We start from the raw sequence: 15,877 nt of genomic DNA, 5'->3' as shown, positions 1-15,877 counted from the left end.
CGAGCCGCCGTCCCGGCCGGGCCGGGACACCGACGGGATCCTGGCGGCGGCCGTGGCGGGCGAGTTGGACGCGCTGCTGGTCGGCGGCGTGGACCCGGACGACCTGCCGGATCCGGCGCTGGCCGACGAGGCGCTGGCGGCGGTGCCGTTCCTGGTGTCGCTGGAGCTGCGGCCCTCGGCGGTGACGGCGCGGGCCGACGTGGTGCTGCCGGTGGCGGCGGTGGCGGAGAAGGCCGGCACCTTCCTGGACTGGGAGGGCCGGGTGCGGATGTTCGAGTCGGCGCTCAAGCCGGACCAGCAGATGGGCCGTCACCTCCAGCCGGACCTGCGGGTGCTGGGCATGCTGGCCGACACGCTGGGCCACCGGCTGGGCCTGCCGGACGTCCGGGCGGCCCGGCTGGAGCTGGACCGCTTCGCCCCCTGGGAGGGCGACCGCACGGCCGACCCGGCGGCGCACCCGGGCCTGCTGCCCCGACCGGCCACCGGCCAGGCGGTGCTGGCGGGTTGGCGCCTGCTGCTGGACAACGGCGTGCTGCAGCAGGGGGACCCGCACCTGGCGGGCACCCGGCACCGGGCGGTGGCCCGGATCTCGGCGGAGACGGCCAAGGAGATCGGCGCCGAGGCGGCCGAGGAGCTGCGGCTGACCGGTCCGGCCGGATCGCTGACCCTGCCGCTGGAGGTCACCGACTCGATCCCGGACCGCACGGTCTGGGTCCCGCTGGACTCCACGCCGGGCGGTGCCCACCGCGCGCTCGGCACCACCGTCGGCCACCTGGTCACGATCGCCGCGGCCGAGTCGGAACCCGAGCCCGAACCCGAGCCCGAAGTCGGACCCGGACCCGAAGTCGGACCCGAACCCGGGGCCGGCTCCGAACCCGGGGCCGCGGACGAGACCGCCGGCGACGGCACAGGGGAGGACCGATGACGTCGCAGCCGTACGAGACGCTCCACTTCTTCGGGCAGGACCCGTGGTGGCTGGTGCTGCTGAAGGCGGTGTTCTGCTTCGCCTTCCTGGTCCTGACGGTGCTGATCGCGATCGTCTGGGAGCGCAAGGTGGTGGCCTGGATGCAGCTGCGCATCGGGCCCAACCGGCACGGCCCGTGGGGCCTGCTGCAGTCGCTGGCGGACGGCGTGAAGCTGGCGCTGAAGGAAGACCTGGTGGTCAAGGGCTCGGACAAGGTGGTCTACATCCTGGCCCCGATCGTCTGCGCCATCCCCGCGTTCATGGCCTTCGCGGTGATCCCGTTCGGTCCGGCCGGCAACGAGGTGTCGATCTTCGGCACCCGTACGCCGCTCCAGCTGACGGACTTCCCGGTCGCGCTGCTGTACGTCCTGGCGACGGCCTCGGTGGGCATCTACGGCATCGTGCTGGCCGGCTGGTCCTCGGGTTCGACGTACCCGCTGCTGGGCGGGCTGCGCTCGTCCGCGCAGATGATCAGCTACGAGATCGCGATGGGCCTGTCCTTCGCGGCGGTGTTCATCTACTCGGGCTCGATGTCGACCTCGGAGATCGTGGCGCACCAGCAGCCGACCTGGTTCGCGGCGCTGCTGCCGGTGTCGTTCATCGTCTACATCATCGCGATGGTCGGCGAGACCAACCGGGCGCCGTTCGACCTGCCGGAGGCCGAGGGCGAGCTGGTCGGCGGCTTCAACACCGAGTACTCCTCGCTGAAGTTCGCGATGTTCATGCTGGCCGAGTACGTGAACATGGTGACGGTCTCGGCGGTGGCCTCGACCCTCTTCCTGGGCGGCTGGCGGGCCCCGTGGCCGGTGACGACCTTCTGGGAGGGCGCCAACCACGGCTGGTGGCCGATGCTGTGGATCACGCTGAAGATCCAGCTGCTGCTGTTCTTCTTCATCTGGCTGCGCGGCACGCTGCCCCGGCTCCGCTACGACCAGTTCATGAAGCTGGGCTGGAAGGTGCTGATCCCGGTCTCGCTGGTGTGGCTGGTGCTGATCGCGAGCGTGCGGGCGCTGCGCAACGAGGGCTACGGCTTCGGCCAGGTGGTGCTGTACGTGGGCGCCCCGGTCGGGGCGGTGCTGCTGCTGGCGCTGCTGCGGGACTTCCTGAGGAAGCAGCCGGAGTCCGGGGAGGCCCCGCCCGGTGCGGGCCCGGCCCGGTCGAAGGACGGGGGGGAGTTCGACCCGATGGCGGGCGGCTACCCCGTCCCGCCGCTGCCCGGCCAGGTGCTCCCGCCGGTGCCGCGCCGCCGCAGCCGTGCCCCGAAGCAACTCCAGGACGCCCTCAACGGGGCCGACCATTCCGAAGGGAGCTGAACCGAGATGTCCGACCAGTCCGATCGAACGGGCCACGCCGAACGGGGCGACCGTCCGTCGATCCTCGGCCCGGCCGCCGGCTTCGGCGTGACCTTCAAGGCCATGTTCAAGAAGCGGCTCACCGAGCAGTACCCGGAGCAGAAGAAGCCCACCGCTCCGCGCTTCCACGGCCGCCACCAGCTGAACCGGCACCCGGACGGCCTGGAGAAGTGCGTCGGCTGCGAGCTGTGCGCGTGGGCCTGCCCGGCCGACGCGATCTACGTGGAGGGCGCGGACAACCGGGACGAGGAGCGCTACTCCCCGGGTGAGCGCTACGGCGCGGTGTACCAGATCAACTACGCCCGCTGCATCCTCTGCGGGCTGTGCATCGAGGCCTGCCCGACCAGGGCGCTGACCATGACCAACGAGTACGAGCTGGCCGACTCCTCCCGGCGGGACCTCATCTTCACCAAGGAGCAGCTGCTGGTGGGCCTGTCCGAGGGCATGGTCGACACCCCGCACGCGATCTTCCCGGGCACCGACGAGGGCGCGTACTACCGGGGCGAGGTCACCGCGGCGGCGCCGGGGACGGTCCAGCAGGAGCGCACCGAGCGGGACAAGGAGGTGCAGCAGTGATCGCGCGGCTGGCGGAGGCGACCGGGACGACCTCGACGGGCGAGGCCGTCCAGTTCTGGGTGCTCGCGGTGATCGCGGTCGGCGGTGCGCTCGGCATGGTGCTGATGCGCAAGGCCGTGCACAGCGCGCTCTGCCTGGCGGCCACCATGATGGCGCTGGCGGTCTGTTACATGGCCCAGGGCGCGGTGTTCCTGGGCGTGGTGCAGATCGTGGTCTACACCGGCGCGATCATGATGCTGTTCCTGTTCGTGGTGATGCTGGTCGGCGTCACCGGCGAGGACTCGCTGAAGGAGCAGCTGAAGGGCCAGCGGTTCGCCGCGGCGCTGTGCGGGCTGGGCTTCGGCGTGCTGCTGATCGCCGGGATCGCCAACGCGAAGCTGAACCACTTCACCGGGCTGTCCGAGGCGAACGCCGAGGGCAACGTGCCGGGCCTGGCCCGGCTGATCTTCACCCGCTACGTGTGGGCCTTCGAGGTCACCGGCGCGCTGCTGATCACCGCGGCGATCGGCGCGATGGTGCTGACCCACCGGGAGCACGTGAAGGCGCCGAAGACGCAGCGCGAGCTGGCGGCGCAGCGGGTCGTGGACAACATCCAGCTGCCGCCGCTGCCGGCGCCGGGCGTGTACGCCCGGCACAACGCGGTGGACGTGCCGGGGCTGCTGCCGGACGGCACGATCGCCGAGGACTCGGTGATGGCGACGCTGCGCGAGCGCGGCCAGGTCCGGGACGTCAGCCAGGCGATGCTGCGGCGGATGGCGGAGCTGGAGAACAGCACGGCGGACTGGCTGGGCCGTCCGTCCTCGGAGCGGCCGGCCGTGAAGGCCCCGCGCAAGTCGCTGGAGCCGGTGCCGGCCAACGGCGCCCCGCTGCCGGCGAACGGCGGGCCGGTGCCGGCGAACAACGTGAAGCACCCGGCCGACGAGGAGGGCGCGGAGTGAACCCGGTCAACTACCTCTACCTGTCGGCCCTGTTGTTCACCATCGGAGCGGCCGGGGTGCTGGTCCGACGCAACGCGATCGTGCTGTTCATGTGCGTGGAGCTGATGCTGAACGCCTCGAACCTCGCCCTGGTGACCTTCTCCCGGCTGCACGGGACCTTGGACGGCCAGATCATCGCGTTCTTCACGATGGTGGTCGCGGCGGCCGAGGTCGTGGTCGGCCTCGCCATCATCGTCTCCATCTTCCGGACCAGGCACTCCGCTTCGGTCGACGACAGCAACCTGATGAAGCTGTAGGCGGAGGGCCCTCGGTGAAATCTCTCATTCCGCTGCTGGTGGCGGCTCCACTGGCGGGCGCCGCCCTGCTGCTGCTCGGCGGCCGGGCGCTGGACCGCTTCGGCCACTGGCTGGCCACCGCGCTCGCGGCGCTCTCGTTCGGCTTCGGCCTGGCCCTGTTCTCGGACATGCTCGGCCGTGACGCCGAGCACCGGGCGGTCACCCGGCACCTGTTCAGCTGGATCCCGGTGAACGGCTTCCAGGCCGATATCTCCTTCCGGCTCGACCAGCTGTCGATGACCTTCGTCCTGCTGATCACCGGTGTCGGCACGCTGATCCACCTCTACTCGGTCGGCTACATGGCGCACGACGAGCGCCGCCGCCGCTTCTTCGCGTACCTGAACCTGTTCCTGGCGGCCATGCTGCTGCTGGTGGTCGCGGACAACTACCTGCTGCTGTACTTCGGCTGGGAGGGCGTGGGCCTGGCCTCGTACCTCCTGATCGGCTTCTGGCAGCACAAGCCGAGTGCGGCGACGGCGGCGAAGAAGGCCTTCATCGTCAACCGGGTCGGCGACATGGGCCTGTCCATCGCGATCATGCTGATGTTCGCGGAGTTCGGCTCCTTCGCCTTCGACCCGGTCTTCGGCGGTGCCCACCAGGCGAGCGAGGGCAAGCTGACGGCGATCGGCCTGATGCTGCTGCTGGCGGCCTGCGGCAAGTCGGCGCAGGTGCCGCTGCAGTCCTGGCTCGGGGACGCGATGGAGGGCCCTACCCCGGTGTCGGCGCTGATCCACGCGGCCACCATGGTGACCGCGGGCGTCTACCTGATCACCCGCTCCTCGGCGGTCTTCGACCTGGCGCCGGACGCGCAGACCGCCGTGGTGGTGGTCGGCGCGGTCACGCTGCTGTTCGGTGCGATCGTCGGTTGCGCCAAGGACGACATCAAGAAGGCGCTGGCCGGCTCGACGATGTCGCAGATCGGCTACATGGTGCTGGCGGCCGGGCTCGGCCCGATCGGCTACGCCTTCGCGATCATGCACCTGGTGACCCACGGCTTCTTCAAGGCCGGGCTGTTCCTCGGCGCCGGGTCGGTCATGCACGGCATGAACGACGAGGTGAACATGCGTCACTACGGCGGCCTGCGGAAGTACATGCCGGTCACCTTCGTCACCTTCGGTCTCGGCTACCTGGCGATCATCGGCTTCCCGGGCCTGTCCGGCTTCTTCTCCAAGGACAAGATCATCGAGGCGGCCTTCGCCAAGGGCGGCACCGAGGGCTGGATCCTCGGGGGGTGCGCGCTGGTCGGCGCGGCGGTCACCGCGTTCTACATGACCAGGGTCATGGTGCTGACCTTCTTCGGCGAGAAGCGCTGGCAGCCGGACGCGGAGGGCAACGCCCCGCACCCGCACGAGTCGCCGCGGACGATGACCGTCCCGATGGTCCTGCTGGCCTTCGGCTCGGTCTTCGCGGGCGGACTGTTCGCCTTCAACGACTCCTTCCTGAAGTGGCTGGAGCCGGTCACCGGGCACGAGGAGGGCAACTCCCCGCTCGCCCCGCTGACCGTCACCCTGCTGACCACGGCCTGCATGCTGGCCGGCGTCGGCCTGGCGTACCTGGTGTACGGGCGCTCGCCGGTCCCGGTGGTGCCGCCGGTCGGCTCCCCGCTCACCCGGGCCGCCCGCCGCGACCTGCTGCAGGACGACTTCAACCACGCGGTGCTGGTGCGGCCGGGCTCGGCGCTCGCCGCGGCGCTGGTCTTCTTCGACAGCCGCGGCCTGGACGGCGTGGTCAACGGCCTGGCCGCCGGGATCGGCGGGCTCTCCGGCCGGCTGCGGCGGGTCCAGAACGGCTACGTCCGCTCGTACGCGCTCTCCATGTTCGGCGGCACGCTGGTGCTGGTCGCCATGACTCTCCTGATGAGGTCCACGTGATGACTCGTCCTGATATCCGTTGGGGGGGCAGGCCATGAGCTTTCTGTTGACCGCCACCTGCGCCGTCCCGGCGGTCGGCGCGGTGCTGGCGGCCGCGCTGCCCGCCGGGTCCTCCGAGAGCCGGCGCAGGACCACCAAGGCCGTCGCGCTGGGCGCCTCGGCCGTCACCCTGGTGCTGGCCGCCGTGGTGGCGGCCCGGTTCGACCCGCACGGCGCCCGCTTCCAGCTGAACGAGTCGTACAGCTGGATCCGCTCCTTCGGCATCACCTTCTCGCTCGGCGTGGACGGCATCGGCGCGGTGCTCGCCCTGCTCACCGCCGTGCTCGTGCCGCTGGTGATCCTCGCCTCCTGGCACGACGCCGACCCGGCGCCGGCCGGGCCGGACGGCACCTTCGAGAACAAGCGCCGCACCCAGGCCTTCTTCGCCCTGATCCTGGCGGTGGAGGCGATGGTGGTCGTCTCCTTCTACGCCACCGACGTCTTCGTGTTCTACGTGTTCTTCGAAGCCATGCTGATCCCGATGTACTTCCTGATCGGCGGCTTCGGCGACCGGGCGGGCGGCCCCGAGTCGGCGCGTCAGCGCTCCTACGCGGCCGTGAAGTTCCTGCTCTACAACCTGCTCGGCGGCCTGGTGATGCTGGCCGCCGTGATCGGCCTGTACGTGACGGCGCAGGACCAGGGCTTCGGCACCTTCGACCTGCCGACGCTGACCTCGGCGATCGCCGACGGCCGGCTCCAGCTGACCGGCACCGCCGAGAAGGCGCTGTTCCTGGGCTTCTTCTTCGCCTTCGCGGTGAAGGCCCCGCTCTGGCCGCTGCACACCTGGCTGCCGAACGCGATGGGCGAGTCCACCGCCGGCACCGCGGTGCTGATCACCGCGGTGGTGGACAAGGTCGGCACCTTCGCGATGCTGCGCTTCTGCCTCGGGCTGTTCCCGAACGCCTCGAAGACCTTCGCCCCGGCGATCCTGGTCCTGGCGCTGATCGGGATCGTCTACGGTGCGCTGCTGGCGATCGGCCAGAAGGACATCAAGCGGCTGGTGGCGTACGCCTCGATCTCGCACTTCGGCTTCATCATCATGGGCGTCTTCGCCCTGACCAGCCAGGGCCAGAGCGGCGCCACCCTCTACATGGTGAACCACGGCCTGTCCACGGCGGCGTGGATGCTGGTGGCCGGCTTCCTGATCTCCCGTCGCGGCTCGCGGCTGATCGCCGACTACGGCGGCGTGCAGAAGGTCGCCCCGGTGCTGGCCGGGACGTTCCTGATCGGCAGTCTGGCCACCCTGTCGCTGCCCGGGCTGGCCCCGTTCGTCAGCGAGTTCCTGGTCCTGGTGGGCACCTTCACCCGCTACCCGGCGATCGGGATCGTGGCCACCTTCGGCATCGTGCTGGCCGCGCTGTACGCCCTGCTGCTGTACCAGCGCACCATGACCGGCCCGGTGAAGGACGGGGTGCGCACGATGCCCGACCTCAAGGCCCGCGAACTCGCCGTGGTCGGCCCGCTGGTGGCGCTGACCATCCTGCTCGGCGTCTACCCGAAGCCGCTCACCGACCTGGTCGACCCCTCGGTGAACGCGACGCTCTCGCAGGTCCACCAGACCGACCCGGCGCCGGCCCACCCGGTCGCCGCCACCTCAGGAGGTGAGCAGAAGTGAGTGCCACCGCAGTGCTCGCCGCCGCCGGCGGCAACACCCCCAGCATCCCGGCGCCGCACATCGAGTACGGCCAGCTCTCCCCGATGCTCGTGGTGTTCGCGGCCGCCGTGGCCGGCGTCCTGGTGGAGGCCTTCGTGCCCCGCCGGTACCGGCACTGGACCCAGGTGACGCTCGCCCTGGCCGGGCTGGTCGGCGCCTTCGTCGCCGTGGTGGTGCTGGCCGTGCAGAGCCACGGCTTCACCCGGATCGACCTGCTGGCCATGGAGTCCGTCGCGATGGACGGCCCGGCGCTGTTCCTCCAGGGCGTGATCCTGCTGGCCTCGGTGGTCGCGGTGCTCACCTACGCCGAGCGGAGGCTGGAGCCCAAGGCCGGCGGCCTGCCCGCCGACGCCTTCGCCGCCCAGGCCGCCGCCACCCCCGGCGGCGAGCAGGAGCGGGCCGCGGTCCGGGCCGGCTTCGCCACCAGCGAGGTCTTCCCGCTCACCATGTTCGCGGTCGGCGGCATGCTGCTGTTCCCCGCCGCCAACGACCTGCTGACCATGTTCGTGGCGCTGGAGGTCTTCTCGCTGCCGCTGTACCTGCTGTGCGCGCTGGCCCGGCGCCGTCGGCTGCTCTCCCAGGAGGCGGCGGTCAAGTACTTCCTGCTCGGCGCCTTCGCCTCGGCGTTCTTCCTGTTCGGCACCGCGCTGCTGTACGGCTACGCGGGCAGCGTGAAGCTCGGCGACATCGGGGACGTCATCTCCGGCAAGGCGATGACCACCCCCGCGCAGCTGAGCACCACCCAGAGCGACGCGCTGGTGCTGACCGGCCTGGCGATGCTGGCGGTCGGCCTGCTGTTCAAGGTCGCCGCGGTGCCCTTCCACTCCTGGACCCCGGACGTCTACCAGGGCGCGCCGACCCCGGTGACCGGTTTCATGGCGGCGGCCACCAAGGTCGCGGCCTTCGGGGCCTTCCTGCGGCTGTTCTACGTGGCCTTCCCGGGCCTGCGGCTGGACTGGCGGCCGGTGATGTGGGGCGTCGCGATCCTCACCATGGTGGTGGGCGCGGTGCTCGCGGTGACCCAGCAGGACGTCAAGCGCCTGCTGGCGTACTCCTCGATCGCGCACGCGGGGTTCATCCTGACCGGCGTGATCGCCGTCAACAAGCAGGGCATCTCCTCGGTGCTGTTCTACCTGCTGGCGTACTCCTTCGTGACGCTCGGCGCGTTCGCGGTGGTGACGCTGGTGCGCGACTCCAAGGGCGAGGCGACCCACCTGTCCAGCTGGGCCGGGCTCGGGCGGCGCTCGCCGCTGGTGGCGGCGGTGTTCGCGCTGTTCCTGCTGGCCTTCGCCGGGATTCCGCTGACCTCCGGGTTCACCGGGAAGTTCGCGGTGTTCCAGGCCGCGGCCAGCGGCGGGGCGACCCCGCTGGTGGTGGTCGGTGTGCTGAGCTCGGCGGTGGCCGCGTTCTTCTACATCCGGGTCATCGTGCTGATGTTCTTCTCGGACCCCCAGCCGGGGGGCCCCACGGTGGCGGTGCCGAGCGCCTTCACGGCGACCGCGATCGGGGTGGGGGTGCTGGTCACGCTGGGTCTCGGACTGCTGCCGCAGTACTTCCTCGACCTCGCCTCCAAGGCCTCGCTGTTCGTGCGCTGACCTTTACGCCCACCGCCTCCGACCAGGGCCCCGTCCGGGCCGCGCTCAGCCCGCGCGGCCCGGACGGGTCTGTGTCGGGTGCCGGGGCCGGGGGAGTTCCGGGGGCTCTCCCACCTTTATTACCAGCCGAATTCGCCCCCACCGCCGTCCGGCCCGCGCAGCCGCCCTGACCAGGGCATCAAGCCCGATCATGACAGGATCCGCACGCCCGTGCAGTGATCCACTCGCGACCGGATACCCTGCCTGTATGGCCAGCGGCGGCACTCAGGGACCAGGCCGCTAGATCGACCAGGGACAGAGGAGTGGTCTTCGTGACCGTCGTGGAACCCTTCGGGCTCAGCGTGCAGGACCGCGACCTGACCCGGGACGTCCAGGCCGGACTGGACGCTGTGGAGGCGGCGCTCGGTGAGGCCGTCAAGAGCGACGTCCCCTTCATCACCGTCACCGCCAGTCACCTCCTCGAGGCCGGCGGCAAGCGCTTCCGCCCGCTGCTCCTGCTGCTGGCCGCCCAGTTCGGCGACCCGGGGGCGCCCGGCGTGGTGCCCGCCGCCGTGGTGGTCGAACTGACCCACCTGGCCACGCTCTACCACGACGACGTCATGGACGAGGCGCCGGTGCGCCGGGGCGCCCCGAGCGCCAACTCCCGCTGGGACAACTCGGTCGCCATCCTCACCGGCGACTTCCTGTTCTCCCGCGCCTCCCAGGTGCTCTCCGACCTCGGCCCGGAGGCCGTGCGGATGCAGGCCGAGGCCTTCGAGCGGCTGGTCACCGGCCAGATCCTGGAGACCCGCGGCCCGGGCCAGGACATGGACCCGCTGCTGCACTACCTGGACGTCCTGGAGGGCAAGACCGGCTCGCTGATCGCCGTCTCCTGCCGGATAGGAGCGCTGATGGCCGGTGCCGAGCGCGAGCTGGTGGACACCCTCGGCGAGTTCGGCGAGCGGATCGGCATCGCCTTCCAGTTGGCCGACGACGTGCTCGACATCGCCAGCGACGGCCACGAGTCCGGCAAGACCCCCGGCACCGACCTGCGCGAGGGCGTGCCGACCCTGCCGACCCTGCTGCTGCAGCAGATGCCCGCCGACCCGGCCGACCCGGATGACGCCCGGCTGCGCGAACTGCTCGACCAGGACCTCTCCGACGACGACCTGCACGCGGAGGCGCTGCGCCTGCTGCGGGCCCACCCCGCGCTGGAGCGCGCCCGCGCCGAGACCCTGCGCCGGGCCGAGGAGGCCCGGGCGTTGCTCGCGCCGCTGCCGGACTGCGCCGCGAAGGCCGCCCTGGAGGGCCTCTGCGACGCGGTGGCGATCCGCACGATGTGAGACCCCGCTCCGGGGAGGACCCCGCTCCGGGTGAGGCCCCGCACGATGGGGGACCCCGCTCCGGGCGGGGCCGCCGGGAGCCGTCCGGGCCGGGCCGAGAGGTGGCCCGTCCCGGACCCTCCGCCCGCCCCGGGATGGGGGAGACTGACTTCCGTCAGCACACGCCTGCCCGGAAGGTCGTTATGCGTCGCGTCGTCATCGCCGAGGACTCCGTACTGCTCAGGGAGGGGCTGACCCGGCTGCTCACCGATCGCGGCCTGGAGGTCGTCGCCGGGGTCGGTGACGGAGACGCCCTGGTGAAGACCATCCACGACCTGGCCGCCGCCGACGCCCTGCCGGACGTCGTGGTCTCCGACGTGCGGATGCCCCCGAACCACACCGACGAGGGCCTGCGCGCCTGCGTGGAACTGCGCGCCCGTTACCCGCAGCTGGGTGTGCTGGTGCTGTCGCAGTTCGTGGAGGAGCGCTACGCCTCGGAGCTGCTGGCCGGCTCGACCCGGGGCGTGGGGTACCTGCTGAAGGACCGGGTCGCCGAGGTGCGCGAGTTCGCCGACGCGGTGGTCCGGGTCGCCGAGGGCGGCACCGCGCTGGACCCGGAGGTGGTGCAGCAGCTCCTCAGCCGCAGCCGCAAGGGCGACGTTCTGGCCAATCTCACGCCGCGCGAGCGCGAGGTGCTCGGGCTGATGGCGGAGGGCCGCACCAACGCCGCGGTGGCCAAGCAGCTGGTGGTCTCCGACGGCGCAGTGGAGAAGCACGTCAGCAACATCTTCCTCAAGCTGGGACTGGCTCAGAGCGCCGAGGACCACCGCCGGGTGCTGGCCGTGCTCACCTACCTCAACTCCTGACGCCCTCCGGTTCCGTCGCCCCGGCGCCCGGGGCGCGCCCCCGGGAGCGCATCTCGGCCATGCGCCCGTGAGGTGCTCGCGCCCGCCCGTCCGAGCCGGAATGATCTCCGGCGGGCGGGCGTTGACGTTCATGTGCGGTGCAGCCGCGGGCCGGTGAAATAACTGCCGTGCTTCCGGTCGCCGTCGGGTCGGCCCGCATAGGATGCGAGAGGTGCACCAGGCGGACGGGGCACGGGGCCGCGCCCGCGGTGGTGCGCCCACGAGGAGGTCCGCGGCAGTGACCAGTCAGGTCGATCAGTCAGAGGCAGTGGACGGCCCGGACGGCGACGAGGCCCGCGCCGGGAGCGGAGACGCGCACGCGGGTGCGGACGCGTCCGCCGGACCGCCCGGCCCGGGCGGCCCTCCGGTGAAGCCGGGCAAGCCCATCCGCAGACTCGATCGGGTGATCATTCGCTTCGCCGGCGACTCCGGTGACGGCATGCAGCTGACCGGTGACCGTTTCACCTCGGAGACGGCGTCCTTCGGCAACGACCTGTCCACGCTGCCGAACTTCCCGGCCGAGATCCGGGCGCCCGCCGGCACCCTGCCGGGCGTCTCGTCCTTCCAACTGCACTTCGCGGACCACGACATCCTGACCCCGGGCGACGCCCCGAACGTGCTGGTCGCGATGAACCCGGCCGCGCTGAAGGCGAACGTGCCGGACCTGCCGCGCGGTGCCGAGATCATCGTCAACACCGACGAGTTCACCAAGCGGGCGCTGGCCAAGGTCGGTTACCCGGCGGACCCGCTGGGCGACGGCTCGCTGGACGGCTTCCACCTGCACAAGGTGCCGCTGACCACGCTGACCCTGGAGGCGCTCAAGGACAGCGGCCTGGCCCGCAAGGACGCCGAGCGGGCGAAGAACATGTTCGCCCTGGGCCTGCTGTCCTGGATGTACCACCGGCCCACGCACGGGACGGAGTCGTTCCTGCGCACCAAGTTCGCCAAGAAGCCGCAGATCGCCGAGGCGAACATCACCGCCTTCCGGGCGGGCTGGAACTTCGGCGAGACCACCGAGTCCTTCGCCGTCTCCTACGAGGTGCCGCCGGCCAGGCTCCCGGCCGGGCGCTACCGCAACATCTCCGGCAACCTGGCGCTGTCCTACGGGCTGATCGCCGCCTCGCGGCGCTCCGGCCTCCCGCTGTACCTGGGCTCGTACCCGATCACCCCGGCCTCGGACATCCTGCACGAGCTGAGCCGGCACAAGGACTTCGGGGTGCGCACCTTCCAGGCGGAGGACGAGATCGCCGGTGTCGGCGCGGCGCTCGGCGCCGCCTTCGGCGGGGCGCTCGGGGTGACCACCACCTCCGGGCCTGGTGTCGCGCTGAAGTCCGAGACGATCGGCCTGGCCGTCTCGCTCGAACTGCCGCTGCTGGTCGTGGACATCCAGCGCGGCGGCCCGTCCACCGGCCTGCCGACCAAGACCGAGCAGGCGGACCTGCTGCAGGCGATGTTCGGGCGCAACGGCGAGGCGCCGGTGCCGATCGTCGCCCCGGCCACGCCCGCGGAGTGCTTCGACGCGGCGCTGGAGGCGGCCCGGATCGCGGTCACCTACCGCACCCCGGTGTTCCTGCTCTCGGACGGCTACCTGGCCAACGGATCGGAGCCCTGGCGGATCCCCGAGGTCGACGAACTGCCGGAGATCGACCCGGAGTTCGCCACCGGCCCGAACCGCGAGGACGGCGCCTTCTGGCCGTACCTGCGCGATCCGCGGACCCTGGCCAGGCCCTGGGCGCTGCCCGGTACGCCCGGCCTGGAGCACCGGATCGGCGGCATCGAGAAGCAGGACGGCACCGGCAACATCTCCTACGACCCGGCCAACCACGACTTCATGGTCCGCACCCGGCAGGCCAAGGTCGACGGCATCACGGTGAAGCCGGTCGAGGTGGACGACCCGAGCGGCGACGCCCGGGTGCTGGTGCTCGGCTGGGGCTCGACGTACGGGCCGATCACCGCCGCGGTGCGCCGGGTGCGCGCGGACGGCGGCGAGGTCGCCCAGGCGCACCTGCGCAACCTCAACCCGTTCCCGGCCAACCTGGGCTCGGTGCTGCGGAGTTACGAGAAGATCATCGTTCCCGAGATGAACCTGGGGCAGCTGGCCCTGCTGCTGCGGGCGAAGTACCTGGTGGACGCCGAGTCCTACAACCAGGTGCGCGGACTGCCCTTCAAGGCGGCCCAGTTGGCGGACGTGCTGTGGGCCGCGATCGGCACCCTGGACGAGGAGGACAACCGATGAGCGAGAGCGGCTTCCCGTCCCTGCGACTGGTGCCCAAGGCCGAAGGCCCGCAGAGCGCCCGGGACTTCAAGACCGACCAGGAGGTGCGCTGGTGCCCGGGCTGCGGGGACTACGCGATCCTGGCGGCGGTGCAGTCCTTCATGCCGGAGCTGGGCATCAGGCGCGAGAACACGGTGTTCGTCTCCGGCATCGGCTGCTCCTCGCGTTTCCCGTACTACATGAACACCTACGGGGTGCACTCGATCCACGGCCGGGCGCCGGCGATCGCGACCGGGCTGGCCACCTCGCGCCAGGACCTGAGCGTCTGGGTGGTGACGGGTGACGGCGACGCGCTGTCGATCGGCGGCAACCACCTGATCCACGCCCTGCGGCGGAACGTCAATTTGAAGATCCTGTTGTTCAACAACCGTATCTACGGCCTCACCAAGGGCCAGTACTCGCCCACCAGCGAGCTCGGCAAGATCACCAAGTCCACCCCGATGGGCTCGCTGGACGCGCCGTTCAACCCGCTGTCGCTGGCGATCGGCGCCGAGGCCACCTTCGTCGCGCGCACCATCGACTCGGACCGCCAGCACCTCCAGTCGGTGCTGCGGGCGGCCGCCGAGCACCAGGGCACGGCGCTGGTGGAGATCTACCAGAACTGCAACATCTTCAACGACGGCGCCTTCGAGGTACTGAAGGACCCGGGCAGCCGGGACGAGGCGCTGATCCGGCTGGAGCACGGGAAGGCCGCCCGCTTCGGCGCGGACCTGGCGAACGGCGTCTTCCGGGGCCCGGACGGCGAGCTGTTCACCGCCCCGGTCACGGCGGACAACGAGGCGGACGTCCTGGTCCACGACGCGCACGCGGCCAGCCCCGCCACCGCCTTCGCGCTCTCCCGGATCGCCGACGCGGACACCCTGCACCACACGCCGATCGGCGTGCTGCGCAGCGTCGAACGGCCGGTCTACGACGAGCTGATGGCGAGCCAGCTGGCCACCGCCACCGACGGGCGCGGCCCGGGCGACCTGGCCACGCTGCTCGCCGGCAACGACACCTGGACGGTGGACTGACCGTCCGACCGTCCCGTCGGAGCGAGCGACGCCCCCCTGTCCCGACGGACAGGGGGGCGTCGTCGTCGCCTGCTCCTACTGCTCCTGCCGCTCGGCCCACTCGACCAGTTCGACGACCACCCCGTTCGGGTCGACGACCTGGAAGAGCTTCTCGCCCCACGGCTCCTCGCGCAGCGGCAGGGTGATCACGACCCCCTCCTCGCGCAGCCGCCGCTCCTCGGCGGCGATGTCCTCGACGACGAACGCCAGGATCACGCCGTCCGCGATCCGGTGGCGCTGGTCCTCGGGCAGGACTTCGAGGCCGCGCCGCAGGTAGACGACATTGACCCCGCCGCCCGGGTGCGCGAGCGAGACGAAGCCGTCGGCCGACATCTGCTCGGTGTAGCCGAAGTGCCGCTGGAGGAAGGCGGCGGAGGTGGTGACGTCCTCGACGGTCAGGGAGACGGCGGTCGTGGTGATCTGCAAGGCGGAGAACCCTCTCGTCGGCATCGCGCGGTTATCCCGTACGCAGTACACTATACATAGTACGGAGAATTGCGCCAGGGGTCTCCGCGGAATCCGGGAAGGGGCCGGAAACGACGGAGGGAGGCTCCCCGGGCGGGGGAGCCTCCCTCAGGAGGTCGGCGAGGCCGGTGCGGCGCGCGTCAGTAGACGCAGGGGATGCCGCCGTCGGACTGGGCGTCGACGGCCGGGCCCTGCATCGGCAGGTTGGCGGCCGGGTCGGCCGGGGCGCCGCCGGCGGGGGCGGCGGGCTTGTCGGCGGCGACGCCGGTGAAGCCGGTGCCGAGGGTGACGACGACGTGGTCGGCGGCGGTGGCGGCGGACGCGGTGGCGGTCACGCCGTAGCGGGTCGCGACCTGCTCGGCGGCCTCCTTGGCGCCCTTGCCGTAGGTGACGGTGGTGGTCTTCGGCCGGGTGGCGGCCGAGCCGGTGCGGCCCTCCTTGAAGCCCAGGCCGGCCAGCGCCTTGGCCTCCTCGGCGGAGGTGACCCCGGCCGCGGAGGAGGCGTTGAAGACGTCCACGGTGACCGGCCCGGCGGCGGCCGGGGGCGTGGTGGCG

General features: G+C 71.5%; 14 protein-coding genes. 12 read left to right on the top strand and 2 right to left on the bottom strand.

Going from position 1 to position 15,877, the window contains the following annotated elements:
* The 12 genes from AE652_RS17770 to AE652_RS17715 all read left to right on the top strand — a co-directional run.
* The coding region (locus AE652_RS17770; protein ID WP_049652565.1) for a molybdopterin dinucleotide binding domain-containing protein at nt 1-925 on the top strand (925 nt) is incomplete at its 5' end.
* Nucleotides 922-2,277, top strand: coding sequence for an NADH-quinone oxidoreductase subunit NuoH (nuoH, locus tag AE652_RS17765; RefSeq protein ID WP_049652561.1), 1,356 nt, complete (start codon nt 922-924; stop codon nt 2,275-2,277). The genes AE652_RS17770 and nuoH, both read left to right, overlap by 4 nt.
* A gap of 6 nt (nt 2,278-2,283) precedes the next feature.
* A complete protein-coding gene (gene nuoI, locus AE652_RS17760; protein WP_049652559.1) occupies nt 2,284-2,892 on the top strand; it encodes an NADH-quinone oxidoreductase subunit NuoI in 609 nt (202 codons plus the stop codon).
* The gene (locus tag AE652_RS17755; protein ID WP_199823104.1) at nt 2,889-3,830 is read left to right on the top strand and encodes an NADH-quinone oxidoreductase subunit J; all 942 of its coding nucleotides are present in this window, start codon (nt 2,889-2,891) and stop codon (nt 3,828-3,830) included. The genes nuoI and AE652_RS17755 overlap by 4 nt, the downstream gene beginning before the upstream one ends.
* Nucleotides 3,827-4,126 (top strand): NADH-quinone oxidoreductase subunit NuoK, encoded by a 300-nt coding sequence (gene nuoK, locus AE652_RS17750; RefSeq protein WP_049652557.1) that lies wholly within the window; start codon nt 3,827-3,829, stop codon nt 4,124-4,126. Before AE652_RS17755 ends, nuoK begins: the two co-directional genes overlap by 4 nt.
* A 14-nt stretch (nt 4,127-4,140) precedes the next feature.
* Nucleotides 4,141-6,036, top strand: a complete 1,896-nt coding sequence (gene nuoL, locus AE652_RS17745; RefSeq protein WP_049652555.1) for an NADH-quinone oxidoreductase subunit L — start codon at nt 4,141-4,143, stop codon at nt 6,034-6,036.
* A 34-nt stretch (nt 6,037-6,070) separates the two neighbouring features.
* A complete protein-coding gene (locus AE652_RS17740; protein WP_049652553.1) occupies nt 6,071-7,690 on the top strand; it encodes an NADH-quinone oxidoreductase subunit M in 1,620 nt (539 codons plus the stop codon).
* Nucleotides 7,687-9,324 carry an NADH-quinone oxidoreductase subunit NuoN gene (nuoN, locus tag AE652_RS17735; RefSeq protein ID WP_049652549.1) on the top strand — a complete coding sequence of 546 codons (1,638 nt, stop codon included), beginning with the start codon at nt 7,687-7,689 and terminating at the stop codon, nt 9,322-9,324. The genes AE652_RS17740 and nuoN overlap by 4 nt, the downstream gene beginning before the upstream one ends.
* A 311-nt stretch (nt 9,325-9,635) precedes the next feature.
* The gene (locus AE652_RS17730) at nt 9,636-10,646 is read left to right on the top strand and encodes a polyprenyl synthetase family protein (protein WP_049652569.1); all 1,011 of its coding nucleotides are present in this window, start codon (nt 9,636-9,638) and stop codon (nt 10,644-10,646) included.
* Between the two features lie 182 nt (nt 10,647-10,828).
* Complete coding sequence (locus AE652_RS17725; RefSeq protein WP_049652547.1) at nt 10,829-11,491, top strand: response regulator transcription factor; 663 nt, start codon at nt 10,829-10,831, stop codon at nt 11,489-11,491.
* 277 nt (nt 11,492-11,768) lie between these two features.
* Nucleotides 11,769-13,766, top strand: coding sequence for a 2-oxoacid:acceptor oxidoreductase subunit alpha (locus tag AE652_RS17720; protein WP_049652544.1), 1,998 nt, complete (start codon nt 11,769-11,771; stop codon nt 13,764-13,766).
* Entirely contained in the window at nt 13,763-14,818 is a 1,056-nt protein-coding gene (locus AE652_RS17715) for a 2-oxoacid:ferredoxin oxidoreductase subunit beta (protein ID WP_049652542.1), read from the top strand. Before AE652_RS17720 ends, AE652_RS17715 begins: the two co-directional genes overlap by 4 nt.
* 75 nt (nt 14,819-14,893) lie before the next feature.
* On the opposite strand, the gene AE652_RS17710 is transcribed toward AE652_RS17715, so the two are convergent.
* Both AE652_RS17710 and AE652_RS17705 read right to left on the bottom strand, forming a co-directional pair.
* Nucleotides 14,894-15,283, bottom strand: a complete 390-nt coding sequence (locus AE652_RS17710) for a VOC family protein (protein ID WP_049652540.1) — start codon at nt 15,281-15,283, stop codon at nt 14,894-14,896.
* A gap of 179 nt (nt 15,284-15,462) precedes the next feature.
* The coding region (locus tag AE652_RS17705) for a LytR C-terminal domain-containing protein (protein WP_049652538.1) at nt 15,463-15,877 on the bottom strand (415 nt) is incomplete at its 5' end.

The sequence above is a fragment of the Kitasatospora sp. MY 5-36 genome, assembly GCF_001182915.1.
In the GTDB taxonomy this organism is placed as follows: Bacteria; Actinomycetota; Actinomycetes; order Streptomycetales; family Streptomycetaceae; genus Kitasatospora.
The sequence above is the reverse complement of the archived record's forward strand: the minus strand, read 5'-3'. Positions and strand labels throughout refer to the sequence as shown.

Excerpts from the sequence above, each read along its gene's own strand:
- nuoH (WP_049652561.1), top strand. The coding sequence starts at position 922 with ATGACGTCGCAGCCGTACGAGACGCTCCACTTCTTCGGGCAGGACCCG.
- nuoI (WP_049652559.1), top strand. The coding sequence starts at position 2,284 with ATGTCCGACCAGTCCGATCGAACGGGCCACGCCGAACGGGGCGACCGT.
- AE652_RS17740 (WP_049652553.1), top strand. The coding sequence starts at position 6,071 with ATGAGCTTTCTGTTGACCGCCACCTGCGCCGTCCCGGCGGTCGGCGCG.
- AE652_RS17725 (WP_049652547.1), top strand. The coding sequence starts at position 10,829 with ATGCGTCGCGTCGTCATCGCCGAGGACTCCGTACTGCTCAGGGAGGGG.
- AE652_RS17715 (WP_049652542.1), top strand. The coding sequence starts at position 13,763 with ATGAGCGAGAGCGGCTTCCCGTCCCTGCGACTGGTGCCCAAGGCCGAA.